Source organism: Streptomyces taklimakanensis (genome assembly GCF_009709575.1).
In the GTDB taxonomy this organism is placed as follows: domain Bacteria; phylum Actinomycetota; class Actinomycetes; order Streptomycetales; family Streptomycetaceae; genus Streptomyces; species Streptomyces taklimakanensis.
The window spans coordinates 203,121-220,384 of record NZ_WIXO01000001.1; the positions used below are offsets into that span (position 1 = coordinate 203,121).

Below are 17,264 nucleotides of genomic sequence, written 5' to 3' on the forward strand. Positions count from 1 at the left end.
CGCACGCCGAAAGCGTGGGGTCGGCACGGCCCCACCGCCGGTCCTGCAGATGCCCCAAGAGTGCGCCGGGGCGGCGAAACCGATCAAGCCCGAACCGGGCCACCGCCGGGAATTCAGGTATTTCCCTGGAGAACGCGAGAGCAGGGATAGCGCCGACGCCGACGGACTTCAGGGAATTCCCGCGACTTTCGCCCGGTCCGCTGTGACAGGTGGATTCGCCGGCCCATGACGTTGCACTCTCGAACGGGCGGCGGGCATTGAGGGCCCGGCGGTGACGGCACGTCACCGATCCCCGATACGGAAAAGAGAGCGACGGAAAGAGGACTGGCGACATGCACCGTGCGTTGTGTCCGGTCGAGACGCTGTACGTCGGGCAACGGAGCAGAGCGGTGCTCTCCTGCACCCTGCGCGGGCAGGTCGACACCGGGGCGCTGGCCGCGGCGTTCGACGCCGTCACGCGGGCCCACCCGACGCTGCGCACGCGCATCGAGCCGGACGGTCGGGGCTACGCGCTGCGCCTCCTCACCGAGGACGAACGGCCCCGGCTGGTCACCCGCACCGGCGGCGAGGAGGCCTACGCGGCGGAGTTGAACGCTCCCCTGCCGGTCGGGGGCCCGCTCAGCCGCGCGGTCCTGGTGAGCGCGCCGGAGGGCGACCGCCACCTGTTCGTCCTCGTCGTGGACCACACGATCACGGACGGGCACAGCGGCATCGCCGTGCACAACGCCCTGTGGGACCACTACCGGGCCCTGGTCGAGGGCGGCGCGGACGAGGGGAGGACGGCCGCGACCGGCCCGGCCGCCGACACCCTCGAAGACGACGCGGACTCTCCCGACTGGCCGCGCCCCGTCAGCCGGCTGCTGCCCGACACCGACCCGGCGGCCACCGCCGCCTACCTGGAGCGGCGCATCGAGGAGGCGCGGCGGCGCCCCGTCCGGCTCGTGCCCTACGACGTGCCGCGTCCGGCCGGCACCGACACCCCGCCGGGGGTGGAACCGGCCGGTGACGGACACATCGAGGTGTGTCGACTGACCCTCGACGAGGAGCGCACCGCCCGGCTGCGGCGAACCGCGCGGGGGGCGGGCCTGTCCGTGCACTCCCTCGTCGCCGCCTCGCTGCTCGCGACGGCACGGCGTCGCATGGAGGGCGACGGTCCCCTCACGCTCGGCTGTCTGTCCCCCGTGGACCTGCGGTCCCGACTGTCCCCACCGCTGCCCGCTTCGGTCATGGTGCCGGCCGTCACCACCCATCTGCAGACCGTCGACGTCGCCACGGACAGCGACCCGGCCGTGCTGGCGCGTGCCGTCCACACCCGGTTGCGCGACTTCGTCGCCGGCGAGGACCGGTACCACGAGATGCGGATCACGCCGGAGATCCCTCGGAACCCGGCCCTGCAACTGGCCACCGTGATCGCCACGAACATGGGCGTCGTCCCCGGCCCCCGACTGCCGGCCGGACTGCACGCCGTCGACGTCCGGCTGGTACCCGCCCGTGAGAACTACTTCCCGCAGGCGGGCCGCAGTCCCGTCATGGCGTGCGTCGTCTCCTTCGAGGGGCGGCTCGCCATCGAGTTCCCGCACTTCACCGCCTGCTTCAGCCCTTCCTTCATGCGGGCCTTCCGCGACGACGTCCGCACCGGGCTCCTCGCCTTCACGGACGTCACCGAGCCCCTGCCCGCGCCCGCGAACGCTCGGTGAGGACGGCCACCCCGGCCCACCGCGCCCGACCGCACCGGCTGCCATAAGGAGCACTCCCCCACATGAGCACCGTCAGCCACATCCCCACTCCCCTCGTGCTGCTGCCCCGGGCCCAGGCGGGCGACGAGCAGGCGATGAACCACCTGCTGACCGGAATCACCCCGTACGTCGCCCGCCTCTGTCGATCCGTCACCCACGACGACGGCGCCGACGCCACCCAGGAGGCCCTCCTCGCCGTCTACCGCGGTCTGCACACCCTGCGCGAGCCGGCCGCGTTCTACGGCTGGGTGCGCGCGGTGACGCTCCGCGAGGCCGTCCGCACCGCGAAACGCGCGGGGGACGCGGGAACCTGTGTGCAGGTCGACTCGGGCCAGGAGGCGGATCCACTGGACACCGTGCACATCAGCGACGTGCTGGAACGACTCTCCACCTCCCACCGGCAGGTGCTCACCCTGCGCGCCTACGGGCTCAACGAGGAGGAGATGGCGCAGGTCCTCTCCCTGCCGATCGGGACGGTCCGGTCCCGTCTGCACCGGGCCCGCCGCCGATTCCGGGAGGCCTGGTTGCCCTCGACCGCCTGAGGCCCGGGCGGCCGTCGACGGTACGCGTCGGCGGCCGCCTCGGCGGGGGTGGCGGGTCGCACCGAGCGGCTACTCCACGAAATCCGACAGGACGCGCGGTGGCCACTGCCCCTCGGCGAACAGGCCCAACCCGTGGGCGCGCGCCACGAGCGCGGGACGGTTGGGGGCGTCGAATCTGCGCAGCAGCCGTCCCACGCGGTATTCGACCCCCTGACGGCTCATGTAGAGGCGACCGGCCAACTGCACCGTGGACGCGCCGCCCGCCACTCCTTCGAGTACGCGTGCGTCGATTTCGCTGAGCGTCCTTCGGTCATCGCATTCCGCCGGATCGACGTTCCCGGTGTGGCGGAGCAGGATGACCAGTCCGGCCGGACCGTCCGGGCCGGCGACCGCTATGGCCGTGAGGTTCGCGGAGAAGGTCCGGCCGGCGTCGTCCCGGCCGGTCACCCGCTCCGTGAATCGGTTCGACCGGCCTTCGGCCAGGTCGGCGAACCGATTCCGCAGGTTCGCGGGCGACCGTGCGAGGAGGAGGTCGCAGAGGTCACGGCCGCAGATCCTGCCCGGGCTCAGGCCGAACGCCTCGGCGAATTCCGCCTCCACGGCGGTGACGGTGGTGTCCCGGGTGGACGCGTGGGCCGTGTAGGTGCGACGCCGGCGGCCGTCACGGGCGTCCCGCGGCACGGCCGGGACGGCGGAGTCGACGGCTGCCCTTCGGGGGTCGGGAGAGGAGAGGGCAGAGCGAGAGGCTGCGGTGCTGCTCGTGGTGACCACGGACGTAGCGTCTTTCTGTGTGCGCGGGGGGTGGGATCGCGTCACGACCGTCGGACAACGTTGTCGGTGCTTTTCGTTCCTCAGGTCGTCCGCCCGGGTCCTCAAGGGCCACCACTGTGTCTGCGCGGATCGTCGGGGCGACCGCCGCGACCGTGGAAGCGTCCGTCGACGCCCGCGGAAGCGACTGCCGCGACCATCCGTGTGAGCAACCTCCGTAACGAGCCCGAACGGGCGCGAGGGGACACGGAAACCTCCGGAGACGAGGGGCAAGGTCACGTCGGGTCTACGCTTCGCAGGCTAAAGCCGGGCAACGCCCGTGGCAAGGGTTTGCCTGACAGGCCGGCAAAATGCCAACGCTCGTTGTCCAGGAATTTCTCCGGAAGACCGCAACCGACCTCCGGGAAGCCGCGAAGACAACGGGCAGGGAAAAGCGGCAAATGGCATGAATGTTTCTTGATTGCAAGTGTGTTGCCCGAACTGCCGATGCTTCGTAAAGTATGGACAACTTCCGCACACTGCCCGCGACGCACGTGGAAGGAAGCGGACTCACGGTGGCCTCAGGGGATCAGAGGGTGGGAATGCTCGAGCAGCCGCACTTCGGGCGACGGCTGAGGAGGCTCAGGCTCGAACGAGGGTTGAGCCAGGCGGCGGTCGTCGGCGAGGGCATGTCGACGGGGTACCTGTCACGGCTGGAGTCCGGTGAACGCCGACCCACCCCACGCGCCGTCGCCTACCTCGCCCAGCGGCTCGACGTCGACGTGTCCGCGCTGAGCGAGCCGTCGGGCCACGGTTCCCTCCGTCACGCGCTCGCCGCCGCGTCCTCGGCGCCGCCCGGCACGGACAGCACCGTCGACCTGCTCCGCGCCCTGCAGGACGACGAGCACGCCGAACCCGCCGACCGCTGGCACGCGCTGTGGCTGCTCAGCCGCATCGACGACAGCAACGGCGACTACGAGAAGGAGCGCGGCCGGCTCCGTGAACTCATCGAACTGAGCGAGTCCCTGGCGGCACCGGAACTGCGGGCGAGGACGAACGTCCAGTACGCGCGCTGCCTTCGGGCCCTGGGCGACCTGCGCACGGCGGAGCCGGCCGCCATGACCGCGCTGGCGATCGCCCGCGAGGAGGACCTGCAGACGGCCGACATCATGGCCGCGCTCGTGGTGTTGATCGGCGTCGAGGCCGAACTGGGCCGGCTCGACGCGGCCGGCCGGCACGTCCACGAACTGGAGCGGGACCTGCTTCCCGCGGCCACGGCCCCTCAGGCGGCCGAGGCCCTGTGGACCGCCTCCCTGGTCAGTCACCGCCAAGGGGACCACGCCACCGCCCAGAACCACCTGGAGACGGCGTTGAACCTGCTCGAAGGCCGGGACGATCCGGCCTTGTGGACCCGCCTGCGCACCGCCGCGGCCGCCACCGCGCTCGAGATGTCACCACCTCGGCTGGAGGCGGCCCAACGCTGGCTGGACGAGGCCGGGCCGATCATCGAACTGACCGGTACACCGTTACGGGCGCAGGAGTTGCACGCGTTGCGCGCCCACCTCGCCTTCCACCGGGGGGAACTGGACGAGGCCCGGACACTGTGCCGCGCCCTGCTGTCCGACGACGACCTGCGGCTGCCCTACCGGGACCGGACCCGGCTGCTCGTCCTCGAAGGGCGACTGAGCATCCTGGACGGGCGCGTCGACGAGGGCATCACGGCCCTGGAACAACTCGGCCACCAGGCCACGGACGCCAGGAACCTGGACCTGGCGGCCCACGTCTGGCAGTCCCTGGCGACGGCGCTGGCCCAGGTGCGCGCACCGGCGGCGCGCGACGCGGTGGGATCCGCCCGCGGCCGTCCGTGACCGCTCGCGCCCCGACGCGTGCGTCCCGGCGCGATCGTGGCCGGTCGCCCACCCGGCCGCAGCCACGCTCCGCGCAGTGCCGGGCCCCGGGCGGGTGAGGCCCCGGGGCCCGGCGTTGGTCGACTGCCGGCCGCCGGCCGCTCTGTGGTCGCGGTGGCGCCGTTGTGCGACAGGCGTCCGGTGCGGCGGGCGGTGCACAGCCGGCGGTGGGCACGACCCTGGTGACGACGGCGCAGCCGTGGGGTCCGGGACCGCCGACGGGACCTTCGCCCCGGAGGGAGCCGGCGGCGGGGCGACACCTCGTACGACTGCCCCGACGATCGGCGACCTCGGGACCGAGCCGGGGCGGGGGTCGCCCGGCCTCGCCGAGCGTGAGGGCGCGGCTCACCCCGAGGCCGGGGTGAGCACCACGAAGTCCGCGTTCGACGGGTCGAGGCAGACGGCCAGACGGCCGACGCCCTCCGCGTCCTCCGGTCCCATCTGCACGTCGCCGCCGTTCTCGCCGACCTTGGCGACCGCGGCGTCGCAGTCGAGGACGTCGAAGACCGGGTGCCAGTAGGGTCGCCCGTTCGCCAGGGCGAGGTCCTCGGAGCGCAGCTCCATGATGCCGCCCTGCATGCGCTCCTCGGGCGACCCGGCGGGCGTGATGAGGGAGTACGTGCCTTCGCCACCCGGCAGTTCCATGTCGCTGAACCGCCAGCCGAAGACGCCCCCGTAGAACTCCTTCGCCGCCGCGGCGTCGCTCGTGTACAGCTCGGTCCAGGACAGCGAGCCCGGCCGACCCATCAGCTCGACGCCCGTGTCCTCCCCCGGCTGCCAGGCGGCGAACTGGCCGCCCGACGGATCGCTGTACTGCGCCGCCCGGCCCCATTCTCCGAGGTCCATCGGCGCCACGCGCACGGTGCCGCCCGCGCGCTCGACGGCCCGGGTCGTGGCGTCCGCGTCGGTGACGCAGTAGTAGATCATCCAGGCCGAGCGCGCGCCCTCCTCGGTGAGCTTGCCGAGTCCGGCGACGGTCTTGCCGTCCTTCCGGAAAATCCCGCCTTCCATGTCCTCCCCCTCCCCCATGGACTCGTACTCCCAACCGAGCACCGCGCCGTAGAAAGCAGCGGTGGCCCGGACGTCGGGGGTGCCCAGGTCGAGCCAGCCGGGGGAGCCGGGGACGAGGTCAGTAGTGATCACGGCGATTCCCTTCCGCGGGTCCTGTACGACCTCAGCGTGACATCCGACACCCACACTCGCCCGTCGGCCCGATCGTTTGGGGGGCCGGAGTCGCGCTCCCCCGCCCCCTCCGAACGCCCAGGTCACGCTCCCAGGGACGTCGGACAGGTCGCCGGGACAGCCTCGGCGCGGCTGCATACTGCCGAAAGCGGTGGTCAGCGCATCGCCTGGGGTATCGAATGCCCGCCGTCCGCCCCTCGGCAGGAGGGGCGGACGGCGGGGGTGTCACAGGGCGTTGAGGGTGGCCTCCAGGCTGTCGGCGTAGAGCCGGGCGCCGGAGATCTTGGGGTGGAAGGACTTCCCGGAGGTCGGAAAGTTGTCGGCCTTGGAGTGGCCGGTCACCACGAGCGCGTTGACGGTCTCCGGATCGCCGCAAGCTGCCTTGCCGGCGAACTCGTCCCGCGGGTCGGAGAACACCGCGTTCGTCGCGTACAGGCTGTTCGCCTGGCTGACGGCCGCTCTCATCTCGTCCGCCAGCAGGTCCGCCACGCTGTTGAGCCAGATCGTCTCGCCGGCCTCCAGCCCGGGAACGCACATGCCGTTGCCGTCAAGCAGCCGCGGGTATCCCATCAGCACGATCCGGGCGTTCGGAGCCCTCCGGTGGATCTCCTGAAGGGTGCGGACGAGGCGTGGCCGGACGGTGTCGCGGGCCCACTGCGGTGCCCACACCCCGAGTTCCGGCGTGCTGGTGTCCGGGATCGCCTTCCCGGTGTCGGGGTCCACCGCTTGTAGGGGCGTGTCGTAGCACTTGACCCCGACAACGCAGCGGGTGATGACGTCGGCGAAGCGCATGTCGTTGCCGCCGATCGAGAGAGTGACCAGAGTGGTGTGCTGGTCGAGATAGCCCTGCTCGATCTGGCTCGGTTCGCCGTTCTGCCCGAATCCGATGATGTTGTAGTGTCTCGCACCCGAGCAGGCGACGAACTGGTAATCCAGGGAAGGACTCATGTTGTCGGCCATCTCGCCGATCGAGAGCGAGTGGCCGGGCAGCGTGGCCTGCCGTGACCACGCCTTCGTCGACCGGTGGCAGGCGTTGCGAGTCTCCGGCCGGGTCGAGCTGTCGTAGTCGGTCTCGGGGTAGTAGTCGTCGCCCGCGCCTTCGGTCGCTGCTTCGCCCGAGGAGTAGGAGTCGCCCATGGCCACGATCTGGTTGGTCGGTGCGCCGTCGAGCGGCTCGAAGCCGACGGCGTCCCAGGCCACGTCCTCCGTGCCGTTGCCGTCCCGCTCCGGATTCGCCCCGAGGCCGCTCTGCCGGGTGACGTTGGACAGCGACACCGAGGGTATGCCGGTGAAGTTGAACGCCCCCAGGGACACCCACTTGTTCCGCATGACGCGCTGTGGCTTGACCCGCTCCGGGCTGGTCGAGTCTGTGCCCCGCACTACGTAGCGGGCTTGGCGGGTGTGAGCACCGTGGTCGGGCAGGTGCACCCACACGCGCATCCAGCCGCGCCGTTCGCCGCCGAGCGTCCAGGTGCCGGTGGTCGCGAGCCGTTCGGCGGTCCGGGTGCCCTCCAGGTAGGTGTGCGAGAACCAGAAGTGGTTGTCGTAGCCTGCCCCGATCTGATGCAGGTCGATCCGGCCCGACGGTGTGTCGAAGTCCAGGGTGAAGTTCCCGGAGGACGTGGACGCGCCGCAGGTCCGGTTCGAGGAACCGGTGGGTGTCACACCGTTCGGGACGTCGTCGACGATCAGGGTCCCGGCCGGCAGTTCCGGCGTGCAGCGCGGCGGATAGTTGTTGGCGTCCGGCTGCTCCGCGTACGTTCGGTTGAAGCGGTGCAGCGCGAAGCCGCACTCGGCTTTCCCGCCGCAGTCCTTCCATACGGCCGGCTGGTGGAACCAGCACTTCAAGTACAGGGCATCGGACGATTCGCCGGGCAGCATGCAGGGACCGCCGCCGGTGTTGTTGGTCGCGTCCTCCGAGATCTTTTCGGGGGCACAGTCGTTGCTGCTGTCGCAGAACAGGTCGATCGGGGGCTTGGACGTGGTCCGGTACACCTCGTTGATCCACCACGCGGCGCGGTAGCCGGGCTGGAACTCACCGGGGGCGATCTGCGCCGAGAGTGGCCTGGCCGCCCAGCCGATGACCTTCTCCTGGTACGGCCAGTCCTGCGGATGCGCGGCGTGGCTGTAGTCGTCCTGGCGGTTGATCGTCTCCAGGAAGGTGGTGCGGTTCTCTTTCCACAGGGGGTTGGCCGGGTTGTTGGTCCAGCCCACGCCCCACTTCCCGGAGTACTCCGAGGCGTGTGCCTGTGGGTAGTAGCCACTGTTGTAGGCCCAGAGCGCGTAGAACCAGTTCTCGATGTGGCTCGCGTCGCCGTCGTTGATGATCAGCCCGTCGGCGCGGGTCTGGTTCCACTTCTCGGCCAGGATGTTGACGCCCGCCGCGATGTTCGCGGTGTAGTCGAGGGCCACGGCTCGCTGCTGGGTCTCGGTCAGCGTGGGCTGGCCCTTGCCGGGCAGCCGCATCCCGTCGGTGACCTGGGTGACACCGTAGCCGCAGTCGGCCTCCGGCCAGTCGATCGCCCACGGGTCGTACTGCTCGCCGGAGGACGAGTACCGGATGCCGTAGTAGTTCCCGATCAGCGGGTTCGCCGAGACACCGGGGATGGCATACCGGGTCGCCTGCCACATGTTGGACTCCTGCGCCGTGATGCCGAGCATCACCTGCGCCGGGATGTGCCAGTTCTCGCCGCTACCGGACAGTGGCACCAGGGGGAACAGGTTCTGTGGCCGGTACGCCGGCATGTCCGTGTTCTTCCACCCGGCGGGGCGCGAGACGTGGGCGTTGAGATTGCCGACCACTGCCTGGTCCACGGCCCACTCGATCTGCCGCGGTGTCGGCTGGTACGCCTGGAGCTTCACATCGCCGCGCGGGACGGAGCATGTGCGGTCCTCTTCGACCGGCGACGCGGCCGACGACATGTCCGCGGACTTCGCCGGTCCGGGCAGGGAGGGGCTGGCGTCGATGGAGGTCTGCTGTGCCTTGGCGCTGCCGACACGCTCATCCGGCATGGCGTCGAGCACCACGCTCTTGCCGGTACTCAGTGCCTTCAAGGTGATCCGCGCCGGACGCGCGGAGAGGGCGTCCTCAGCGGAAATGCGGGAATCCTTGCCGTCCGCCCAGGCTGTGGTCAGAGCGGCACGTCCGTGGCTGGACACACGCGCGTCCTTGGGGATCCCACCCGGATTGCGCACCGAACCGGGGAGCCTCCTGCCCTTCTCGGTGTCGGCCTCGCCGGTGACGAACACCGACCCGTCGGCCGCGCGGGCAAGGTCGAAAGAGGTCAGCGCGCCTGTCGCCAGCCGCTGCGCCCGGTTGGTGCCCTTCGGCGTGCGGAGCTGGGCGGCGGTCACGCGTGAGACTGTGGCCTGGTCGTCATCCTGCTCCGTCCGCCGGCCGCCGGGCAGCCGGTCGATGAAGGTGACGCCGCCGTCGGAGTCCGGCTTCAACCGGAACGGCACGCCGTGGGTGCGTGCGACCTCCCGCACGGTCTCACCCTCGACCCGCACGATCCGGTTCCCCCGAGCGGCGACGATCCGGCCGTCGACCGGCACCGCCGAAGTGACCTGTCCGGCCAGCTCCGCCTTCTCCGCCGCTCCGTTCACGCTGTCGACCGTGATCAGCCGCGTCTCGGAGACGTCCGAGGAGAGCTCGTCGGTGAACTGCGAGAAGACCGCTTCCTCACCGGTTCCGCACCCGGGTGAGAAATAGCCCAGGGTGGCCTGGAAGGGCAGCTTGCGGACAGAGCCGGTGTCCAGGTCCACGATCGCGGTGAAGGCGCCGCGGGTCATCAGGGACGGCTCGTTGGTAAAAGTGCGGGGCGCGTAGGCCACGGCCGCGTACCGCCCGGACTCCGTCAGACACGCGTTGCCGATCCAGGTGTCCGTCTCGAAGCCCGCCTCGGACAGCGAGGCGGCCGTCCGCCACCTGTAGCCTTCCTTCTCCTCGGCGACCATCACATGGAAGCCGGTTCCGTCGCCGGAAACCGTCAAGGCCCGGTCGGCGGAGTCGGCGAAGTCCTCGCCGAGCACCGCGGCACGGCGGTCGGCGGCCACCACCGAGGGCTTGAACTTCGGCTGCTCACCGGTGGGGACACTGTCGTCCGTCAGCGCGGCCTCCGTCTCGGCGGACCAGCCGTCGGCCGCATGAGGGGGCGGCGTTTCGGCCGATGCCTGCGGCATCGCCAGGCCGGCCGCCACCGCCAGAGCGGCGGCCAGGGCCGCAGATGTGCGCAGGCGTCCGAGTCTGCTGCGTCTCAACTTCCCTGTCCTTACGTGGTTGGCGAGGCACATCCGGGCCGGACGTGCGTCCGCCCCCGAAAGCCGGCGGACGCACCCGGACACGGCTCACGGAGGACGGGGTTCGCAGGGGGATCGTCACGACAGGAAGAGTCGGGCCGGATGATCGTGATCGTCTGGCCCGACTCTTCCGGGTGACCACGGCGTCTGCGTCAACCGAGGGCTCGGCAGCGGCAGGAGCCGGGGGCGGAGCGAGCGACCGGCGGGCCCGGCGAACACGGGCGTGCCCGTCGCGAGCCGCCCGGCGCCTCTACCACCTGACGCAGCCGTAGATCTGCCCGGTGGACTCGTGGTAGCGCGGCCACGACATGGCGTCGCGGGTCCTGGGGCCGTACACGCCGTCGGAGGCGACACCGATCCTGCTCTGGACGTTCTTGAGAGCCGCGAGGGTCTTGTCGCCGAACACCCCATCCACCACGATGTCCCGGCCGTAGCAGTACCTCAGGGACCGCTGAATGGCGCTCACCTCACCGCCGCGTGCGCCATGGCGCACGAAACAGTCACCGGTGTAGATGGGTTCGAACTCGAAGGGCACGTGGATCAGGTAAGCGTCGCCCTTGGGCACAGTGATCGATTGATCACACTCCCACGAGGCAGCGGCGCTCGGCGTCGCCGCGACACCGCCCAAGAGACCGACGACCATGGCAGCCACCAGGCCGACCGACTTGACGGGTCTCATCCTGCTTCTTGGCATGTTTGTCCCCCTTGAAGGCCCCCGTGAGGGAGTCATCCGGTTTCGGAAGAAACGAACCGACCGCAAAACACGCACTGTGATTTCGCGGTCACAAGACAACCACTTGACCTACGCATCGGTCAATCAACGGCGGACAAGCGGAAATTGACGTTTGGTCAGCTTCTTCGGCAGCCAACAGCCCGACTCCCTTGACGAACCCCACAGGGGCACCCTCCACAGAGCCGAAAGCCCCAACACTGGTGGTCGCACCCGTCGCCTGGGCCCGCACCTCATCGGTGTCCCCGATAGGACCGGTACCGATCACGGCAGTCCTACCGGCGGTATCGAATACGCCGTCCAGGCCGACCGGCTCGGTGGGGGCGTAGTGGCGCGCCCCCATCTTGTACGGCCCCGTCGGGTCCGGTCAGGTGGCGGTGAGCGGGGTTCCCGGCACCGGTGGACGACGGTCATGCCCGACCGGCGGGAGCGCGGGGCGTGGGACGCCCGGAAGGGGGTTCGCGATCGGCGTGGCGACGGGCGAGGGGGAGGGTGAGGGCGATGAGGGCGGCGCACGTCAGGTAGCCGCCGCTCACCCCAAGAGGCCGGATCAGCAGCCCGACGGCCACCGCGCCCACGCCCGTACCCGCGTCGTAGGCCATGTTCCAGGCCGTGCCGGCCATCCCGTTTCCCCGCGGGCCCGCCCGATGGAACATGACGACGAGGGTGTCGTTCTGCAGGGCGCCGAAGCCGGTGCCGTAGACGGCCGCCGCCACCACGACCAGTGCGGCCGCGTACCCGGAGGAGCCGGAGGGGAGAGCGAATCCGGCCACGCCCAGGACACACGCCAGGAGGCTGGGCAGGAGCAGCCGCCCCGCGCCGAAGCGGTCGCTCCACACCCCGGCGGCCCAGCGTCCGGCGATGACGGCCGCCGAGAGGGCGAACAGGGCCGCGGAGGCGACGGGTGCCCCGCTCGCGGTGAGCGGCAGGAACGACGTCACCCCGCCGAGCGCGCAGGCGGAGGTGATCAGCATGGCCCACGGAGCGGCCAGTGGGCGCAGCCGTCCGGCGGGGCGGAGTCCGGCGGGCGCGTCCACCGCGTCCACCGGACGGGCCGAGGGCGGGGTGGCGGAGGGCACCCGCAGGGCGACGGCCAGGGGTACGGCGAGGAGGCTGAGGAGCCCCGTCACGGCGAAGACGGGCGGGAAACCCACGTGTGCGGCGCTCCAGACGCCCAGCGGGAGGCAGACGACCTGCGGGAGCCCGACGGCGACCCCGTACCGGCCGACGGCCCGGCCGCGCTGCCCGGCCGGGACGAGTTCGGCGACCAGGGCACTGCCCGCGACGGCCACCATACCGAAGCCGACACCGCGTACGGCGGAGACGGCGAGGACCCACCCGAGGTCGGAGGAGAGCGCGTAGGCGAAGGTGGGCAGCCCCAGCAGGGCGGCGCCCGCGGCCAGGAGCGTGCGCAGGCCGAACCGGCGCAGCAGCCCGGCCATGAACAGTTGGACACCCACGGTGGCGGCCATGGTGACCCCGGTGGCCGCTCCCACCCCGCCCAGGGCGGTGCCGCCCTGGGCGGACCAGGCGGGGACCACGGACAGCAGTGGCGCGTAGTTCGAGAACGTGCCCAGCGTGGCGACGAGCAGGAGGCGGAAGTCCCGCCCGCCGATCCCCTGGGTGGGGGCAGGGGGCGGGATGGTCCGGTCGGAGCGGCGGAAGGTGGGGAATGCCATGTCCACCGGTGTACGCGTTCGAAGCCGTCGCGGCCAACGAGTCCTTCCGCCCGGACCTCCGGTCGGCACGATGGGCGCATGGAGCCCGGCTCGGGGAGGAGCCGCTCGCTCACTCCCCCGACGGTTTCTGTCCCGCGTCCCCCGCCCGGGGCGAGAGGCGAACGGCGGACCCGGCAGGTGGACGCCGAGGGCCGTGCCCGAGGTCAGTGTCGCGACCGTGACCGGCCGGTCAGGGCGGACGCCACCGCGTCGAGGCTCACCGCCAGGTGGCCACCGGCGTGCTGTCGGGTCCAGGCCCGCTGCTCGGGGGAGTAACGCCGGGGCACCGCCTCGACCAGCATGATCAGGTACAGGTAGCAGCGGTACAGGTGCAGGCGCAGGCGTACGGAGTCGGTGAACGTCACCCCGCCTCCGGCTGCCGCGTATCCGGTCAGGAAGGCGTCGTCCCGCTCGATGTCACCGAACAGGGCGAGAGAGACGAACTCGGCGACCGGGTCGCCCCAGAACATCCGTTCCGCGTCGATCACTCCGCCGAGGGTCCTGGCTCCCGGAGCTCCGTCGAGCAACAGGTTCCCCTGCCACAGGTCGAAGTGGACCAGGGCGGGACGGGTCACGTCGGTCAGCACGTCCCCGGCGGCGGCGAGCGCGTCCCGCACCCACGCCACGGGCCGGGGCAGCCGCACACCGTAGCGCACCGCGTCGTCCAGGACGGCGTCGACCATGGTCGTGAAGGTACGCCTCCAGTCGGCGGCCGGTGGGCCGAACGGCCGGGCGGGATAGCCGAATCCCGGGCCCGTCGCGGTGTGCAGCCGGGCGACGACCCCGCCCAGCTCCTCGCGCAGCCGCTTCCGTTCGCCGGGTGTCAGGGAAGCGTCGGCCTCGTGCCACGGGACTCCGGGACACTCGGTCATGACGAGCCCCGACACGACGGGCGGCTCGCCGCCGGTCTCCACGTGGACCAACCGGGGCGCCGGCACACCCGGCATGTCCCGCACCGCGCTGTAGTACTCGGTCTCGCCGCGCAGGAGATCGTGCTCGTACCGCAGCGTCGACCCGCCGCCCGCGGAGAGCGGCCGCTTCACGACCCATCTCCGGCCGTCCCGCAGCACCACGCGCAGCAGGGAGTTGTACGTGCCTCCGGCCAGTGGCACGCACTCCACCACGTCCGCGGGCGTGACCGAGACCGCCGCGAGCACGGCGGCGGTCTCCGGATCGAGGTCCTCGGGGTTCATGCGTGCTCCTCTGTCGAAGGCACCGGCGCGGCTCGTGCCGCGCCGTCCGGTGGGGGTGTCCCCTCAGGGCGATTGTGGGGTGGGCCGCCGCCGATCGGGAGCCCTGCGCCCGGTCCGGCCGCCCGGATCGTTGCCCGCGCCCCCGGCTCAGGCCAGGCCGGGCCGGGCCGGGCCCAACCCGCGTCGACGGCTCCGAGGCCGCCACCGCGGACCCGGAGCCGACCACCGCCAAGTGCCGCGGCGCCATCCGGTCGGCTGCTTCACGGGGGGTGGATTCACGCCATCGGACCCTCGTTTTTCAGGCTCTTTCAGGCTGAAAACGTTGCGTTGGCACTGCGATCGACTTTGCAAGGCTAATGTGTTTTTGACCATCTGTTGACCAACGCTTGGTCTGGACAAGAGGTACGGACTGTTCGGAGGGAGTGCATGTTCCGAGGTGCGACGGCCTGGAGCGCGGTTGTGTTCCTCGCCGCTGCCTTGTTCCCCCTTCGGTTCTCTCTCGACTCTCCGTTCGCATTCGCGCACACCATCCGTTACGCCGAGGCCAAAGCTCCGCAGCCGGGGACCACGGCGGACGGGCGGGGGCTGCGCGATGAGACCGTGGTCCCGCGCTCGTGTGACGACCTCGGAGCGCCGGACGGCCCGCTCCACCCCCGCGGCCGGCACCGGATCCCGGTCTCCGTGTCCCCGGCACCCGGACGTGCGCTCCTCACCCAGGACCCGATGGCCGTCCACGAGTCGGCCGTGTCCGGCGCCGCACACCTCCGTCCCCCCACCCCACCGGCCGACCTCATACCGGCCGCCCCTCGGGGCTTCCGCTGCTGACAGCAGAAGCGGGGTCTTCCCCTCTTCTGCCGTGCAAGCCCGACGCGCCCCCATGACGCGCCAGGAGGAATCACCACATGCTGCCCTTCGTCGACCACGCCCGCATGTTCGGACGACACCCGGAGGAGTTCGCCGCACACGCTCACGGACAGTCCCCCCAGGTGCTGTTCATCACCTGCGCCGACTCCCGGGTCGTACCGGCTCTGATCACCGGCGCCCGCCCCGGTGAGCTGTTCGAGCTGCGCACCGCGGGCAACATCGTGCCGCCCCACACCTTCGAACGTCCCACCAGTGAGGCGGCCACCATCGAGTACGCGGTGGAGGTACTCGGCGTGAAGGACATCGTCGTCTGCGGTCATTCGCACTGCGGCGCGGTGGGCGCCCTGGTCCGCGGCGACGACCTGGACGCCGTGCCGGCCGTGCGTGACTGGCTCCACCACGCCACCCCCAGCCCGAAGGGAGCGGCAGAGGATCCGGCCGTCGCCGAAGGGGTGCAGAACCACGTGCTGACCCAACTGCTGCGCCTTCGCTCCTACCCGTGTGTGGCCGCGAAGCTCGACAGCGGCGAGCTGGACCTGCACGCCTGGTACTACGAGGTGCACACCGGAGCGGTCCTGGCGCACCGTCCGCGAACCGACACCTTCGCGGCGCTGTGAGGGCGGGCGCGATGGAGATGACCAAGCCAACCCCCACAGCCCGTTTCCCCTATCTGAAGCAGGATTTCGCCGCCTCCCTGGTGGTTTTCCTGGTCGCGCTCCCGCTCTGCCTCGGCGTGGCGGTCGCCTCCGGGGTTCCGGCGGAGCTCGGCTTGGTGACCGGGATCGTCGGCGGCATCGTCACCGGACTCATGCCGGGCAGCAGCCTCCAGGTGTCCGGCCCCGCCGCGGGCCTGACCGTGCTGGTCTTCGGGGCCGTCAGCCAGTTCGGACTGCCCGCGCTCGGCGTGATCGTGCTGGCGACCGGACTGTTCCAACTCGGCATGGGCGCCCTCGGACTCGGTCGCTGGTTCCGGGCGATCTCCATCTCCGTCGTCGAGGGCATGCTCGCCGGTATCGGTCTCGTCATCATCGCCGGCCAGCTGTACGCGGCGTTGGGCATCGAGGCGCCGGAGAGCGGCATCGGCAAGATCGTGGGCCTGCCGGAGGCGCTCGTCGACACCCTCGGCAGCGCCACGGCGCTTCCCTCGCTCGCGATCGGGGCGGGCACGGTCGCCGTCGTCGTGCTGTGGAAACGGATGCCGAAGAAGGTGCGGGCCGTACCGGGCGCCCTCGCCGCGGTGCTGTTGGCCACCTTCGCCTCGATCGCGTTCTCCCTGCCGGTCGCCACGGTGGAGGTGCGGGGCCTGCTCGGTGTGATCCAGCCGCCCGGGATGGAGGCCTTCGGTGGGTTGGGCGACCCGGCGCTCATCGGCGCCATCGTCGCCTTCGTCCTGATCGCCTCGGCGGAGAGCCTGTTCAGCGCGGCGGCCGTGGACCGGCTGCACGACGGCCCGCGTACCCAGTACAACAAGGAACTGATCGCCCAGGGCGCGGGCAACACGGTGTGCGGCGTACTCGGCGCGCTGCCGATGACCGCGGTGATCGTGCGCAGCTCCGCCAACGTCCAGGCCGGTGCGAGGACCAAGGCCTCGCGGGTGCTGCACGGTGTGTGGCTGCTGCTGTTCGCGGCGCTGCTGCCCGCCGCCCTGGCTCTGATCCCGATTCCCGCCCTCGCCGGCATCCTCGTGCACGCCGGCTGGAAACTGATTCCCTTCCACCAGGTCGCCACCTTGTGGCGGGGGAACCGGGGCGAGGCGCTGATCCTCGTGACCACGGCCGTGTCGATCGTCGCGGTGAACATGTTCGAGGGCGTGCTGATCGGTCTGGCCCTGTCGGTCGCCAAGACCGCTTGGGAGGCCTCACACGTCAGGCTCGAGATCGTCGACGATGGCACCGGCCCCATCCAGGCGCACCTGTCGGGCAACGCCACCTTCCTGCGGCTGCCGAAGATCCTCGACAGCCTGGAGGCGCTCCCCCAGGACCGGCCGATCGAACTGGACCTGTCCGGGCTGAGCCACGTGGACCACGCCTGCCGTACGGCACTGGAGAACTGGGCCGAACGACACACCACGGCCGGCACCGACCCGGTGCGGGTCCTGGTGGCCTGACCGCCGGAACACGGCCGCGCGGCCCGCCGGCCCGGGGCACGGTGGAGGTCCCGGACCGGTGGCGTGCGACGCGGCGGCGTCACAGTGCTGCCGGGGCGCTCCCGCCCACACGGGGGTGCCCCGGCAGCGGGCCGCGCGGGGCGGTTGGTTCGCGAGGTGGCCAACGGCCATGCCGTGGGCAGGCCACAACCGGCCGAGGCGGGCACGGGCACCAAAAGCGACGGCGAGGAAGTACCGGA

The 17,264-nt window shown here is 71.3% G+C and carries 11 protein-coding genes; 5 read left to right on the forward strand and 6 right to left on the reverse strand.

What is annotated here, in order from left to right:
- Positions 1-332 precede the first annotated feature (332 nt).
- Together F0L17_RS00885 and F0L17_RS00890 are read left to right on the forward strand one after the other, a co-directional pair.
- Positions 333-1,697 (forward strand): phthiocerol/phthiodiolone dimycocerosyl transferase family protein, encoded by a 1,365-nt coding sequence (locus F0L17_RS00885; RefSeq protein WP_155069304.1) that lies wholly within the window; start codon positions 333-335, stop codon positions 1,695-1,697.
- 62 nt (positions 1,698-1,759) lie between these two features.
- On the forward strand, positions 1,760-2,278 hold the full coding sequence (locus F0L17_RS00890; RefSeq protein ID WP_155069305.1) for an RNA polymerase sigma factor: 519 nt from the start codon (positions 1,760-1,762) through the stop codon (positions 2,276-2,278).
- A 69-nt stretch (positions 2,279-2,347) separates the two neighbouring features.
- Here the strand turns inward: F0L17_RS00890 and F0L17_RS00895 are convergent, their stop codons facing one another.
- Positions 2,348-3,049, reverse strand: a complete 702-nt coding sequence (locus F0L17_RS00895) for a PAS domain-containing protein (RefSeq protein ID WP_162465630.1) — start codon at positions 3,047-3,049, stop codon at positions 2,348-2,350.
- A gap of 578 nt (positions 3,050-3,627) precedes the next feature.
- Between F0L17_RS00895 and F0L17_RS00900 the strand changes: the two genes are divergently transcribed.
- Complete coding sequence (locus F0L17_RS00900; RefSeq protein WP_155072977.1) at positions 3,628-4,893, forward strand: helix-turn-helix domain-containing protein; 1,266 nt, start codon at positions 3,628-3,630, stop codon at positions 4,891-4,893.
- A 384-nt stretch (positions 4,894-5,277) separates the two neighbouring features.
- On the opposite strand, the gene F0L17_RS00905 is transcribed toward F0L17_RS00900, so the two are convergent.
- From F0L17_RS00905 to F0L17_RS00925, 5 genes are all read right to left on the reverse strand, one after another.
- Positions 5,278-6,075, reverse strand: coding sequence for a VOC family protein (locus F0L17_RS00905; RefSeq protein WP_162465631.1), 798 nt, complete (start codon positions 6,073-6,075; stop codon positions 5,278-5,280).
- A 264-nt stretch (positions 6,076-6,339) separates the two neighbouring features.
- Positions 6,340-10,374 carry an SGNH/GDSL hydrolase family protein gene (locus tag F0L17_RS00910; RefSeq protein WP_238419198.1) on the reverse strand — a complete coding sequence of 1,345 codons (4,035 nt, stop codon included), beginning with the start codon at positions 10,372-10,374 and terminating at the stop codon, positions 6,340-6,342.
- A 289-nt stretch (positions 10,375-10,663) separates the two neighbouring features.
- Positions 10,664-11,092, reverse strand: coding sequence for a peptidoglycan-binding domain-containing protein (locus tag F0L17_RS00915; RefSeq protein ID WP_162465632.1), 429 nt, complete (start codon positions 11,090-11,092; stop codon positions 10,664-10,666).
- A gap of 461 nt (positions 11,093-11,553) precedes the next feature.
- Positions 11,554-12,822, reverse strand: coding sequence for an MFS transporter (locus F0L17_RS00920; protein WP_155069309.1), 1,269 nt, complete (start codon positions 12,820-12,822; stop codon positions 11,554-11,556).
- Between the two features lie 203 nt (positions 12,823-13,025).
- The gene (locus tag F0L17_RS00925) at positions 13,026-14,054 is read right to left on the reverse strand and encodes a phosphotransferase family protein (RefSeq protein WP_155069310.1); all 1,029 of its coding nucleotides are present in this window, start codon (positions 14,052-14,054) and stop codon (positions 13,026-13,028) included.
- Between the two features lie 902 nt (positions 14,055-14,956).
- On the opposite strand from F0L17_RS00925, the gene F0L17_RS00930 reads away from it, so the two are divergent.
- Complete coding sequence (locus F0L17_RS00930; RefSeq protein ID WP_155069311.1) at positions 14,957-15,535, forward strand: carbonic anhydrase; 579 nt, start codon at positions 14,957-14,959, stop codon at positions 15,533-15,535.
- A gap of 17 nt (positions 15,536-15,552) precedes the next feature.
- A complete protein-coding gene (locus F0L17_RS00935; protein WP_202917823.1) occupies positions 15,553-17,025 on the forward strand; it encodes a SulP family inorganic anion transporter in 1,473 nt (490 codons plus the stop codon).
- Positions 17,026-17,264: the final 239 nt, after the last annotated feature.

What these genes read in the sequence shown, in the direction of transcription:
- F0L17_RS00885 (WP_155069304.1), top strand. Translation starts at nt 333, where the DNA reads ATGCACCGTGCGTTGTGTCCGGTCGAGACGCTGTACGTCGGGCAACGG.
- F0L17_RS00890 (WP_155069305.1), top strand. Translation starts at nt 1,760, where the DNA reads ATGAGCACCGTCAGCCACATCCCCACTCCCCTCGTGCTGCTGCCCCGG.
- F0L17_RS00900 (WP_155072977.1), top strand. Translation starts at nt 3,628, where the DNA reads ATGCTCGAGCAGCCGCACTTCGGGCGACGGCTGAGGAGGCTCAGGCTC.
- F0L17_RS00915 (WP_162465632.1), bottom strand. Translation starts at nt 11,092, where the DNA reads ATGAGACCCGTCAAGTCGGTCGGCCTGGTGGCTGCCATGGTCGTCGGT.
- F0L17_RS00920 (WP_155069309.1), bottom strand. Translation starts at nt 12,822, where the DNA reads ATGGCATTCCCCACCTTCCGCCGCTCCGACCGGACCATCCCGCCCCCT.
- F0L17_RS00925 (WP_155069310.1), bottom strand. Translation starts at nt 14,054, where the DNA reads ATGAACCCCGAGGACCTCGATCCGGAGACCGCCGCCGTGCTCGCGGCG.
- F0L17_RS00930 (WP_155069311.1), top strand. Translation starts at nt 14,957, where the DNA reads ATGCTGCCCTTCGTCGACCACGCCCGCATGTTCGGACGACACCCGGAG.
- F0L17_RS00935 (WP_202917823.1), top strand. Translation starts at nt 15,553, where the DNA reads ATGACCAAGCCAACCCCCACAGCCCGTTTCCCCTATCTGAAGCAGGAT.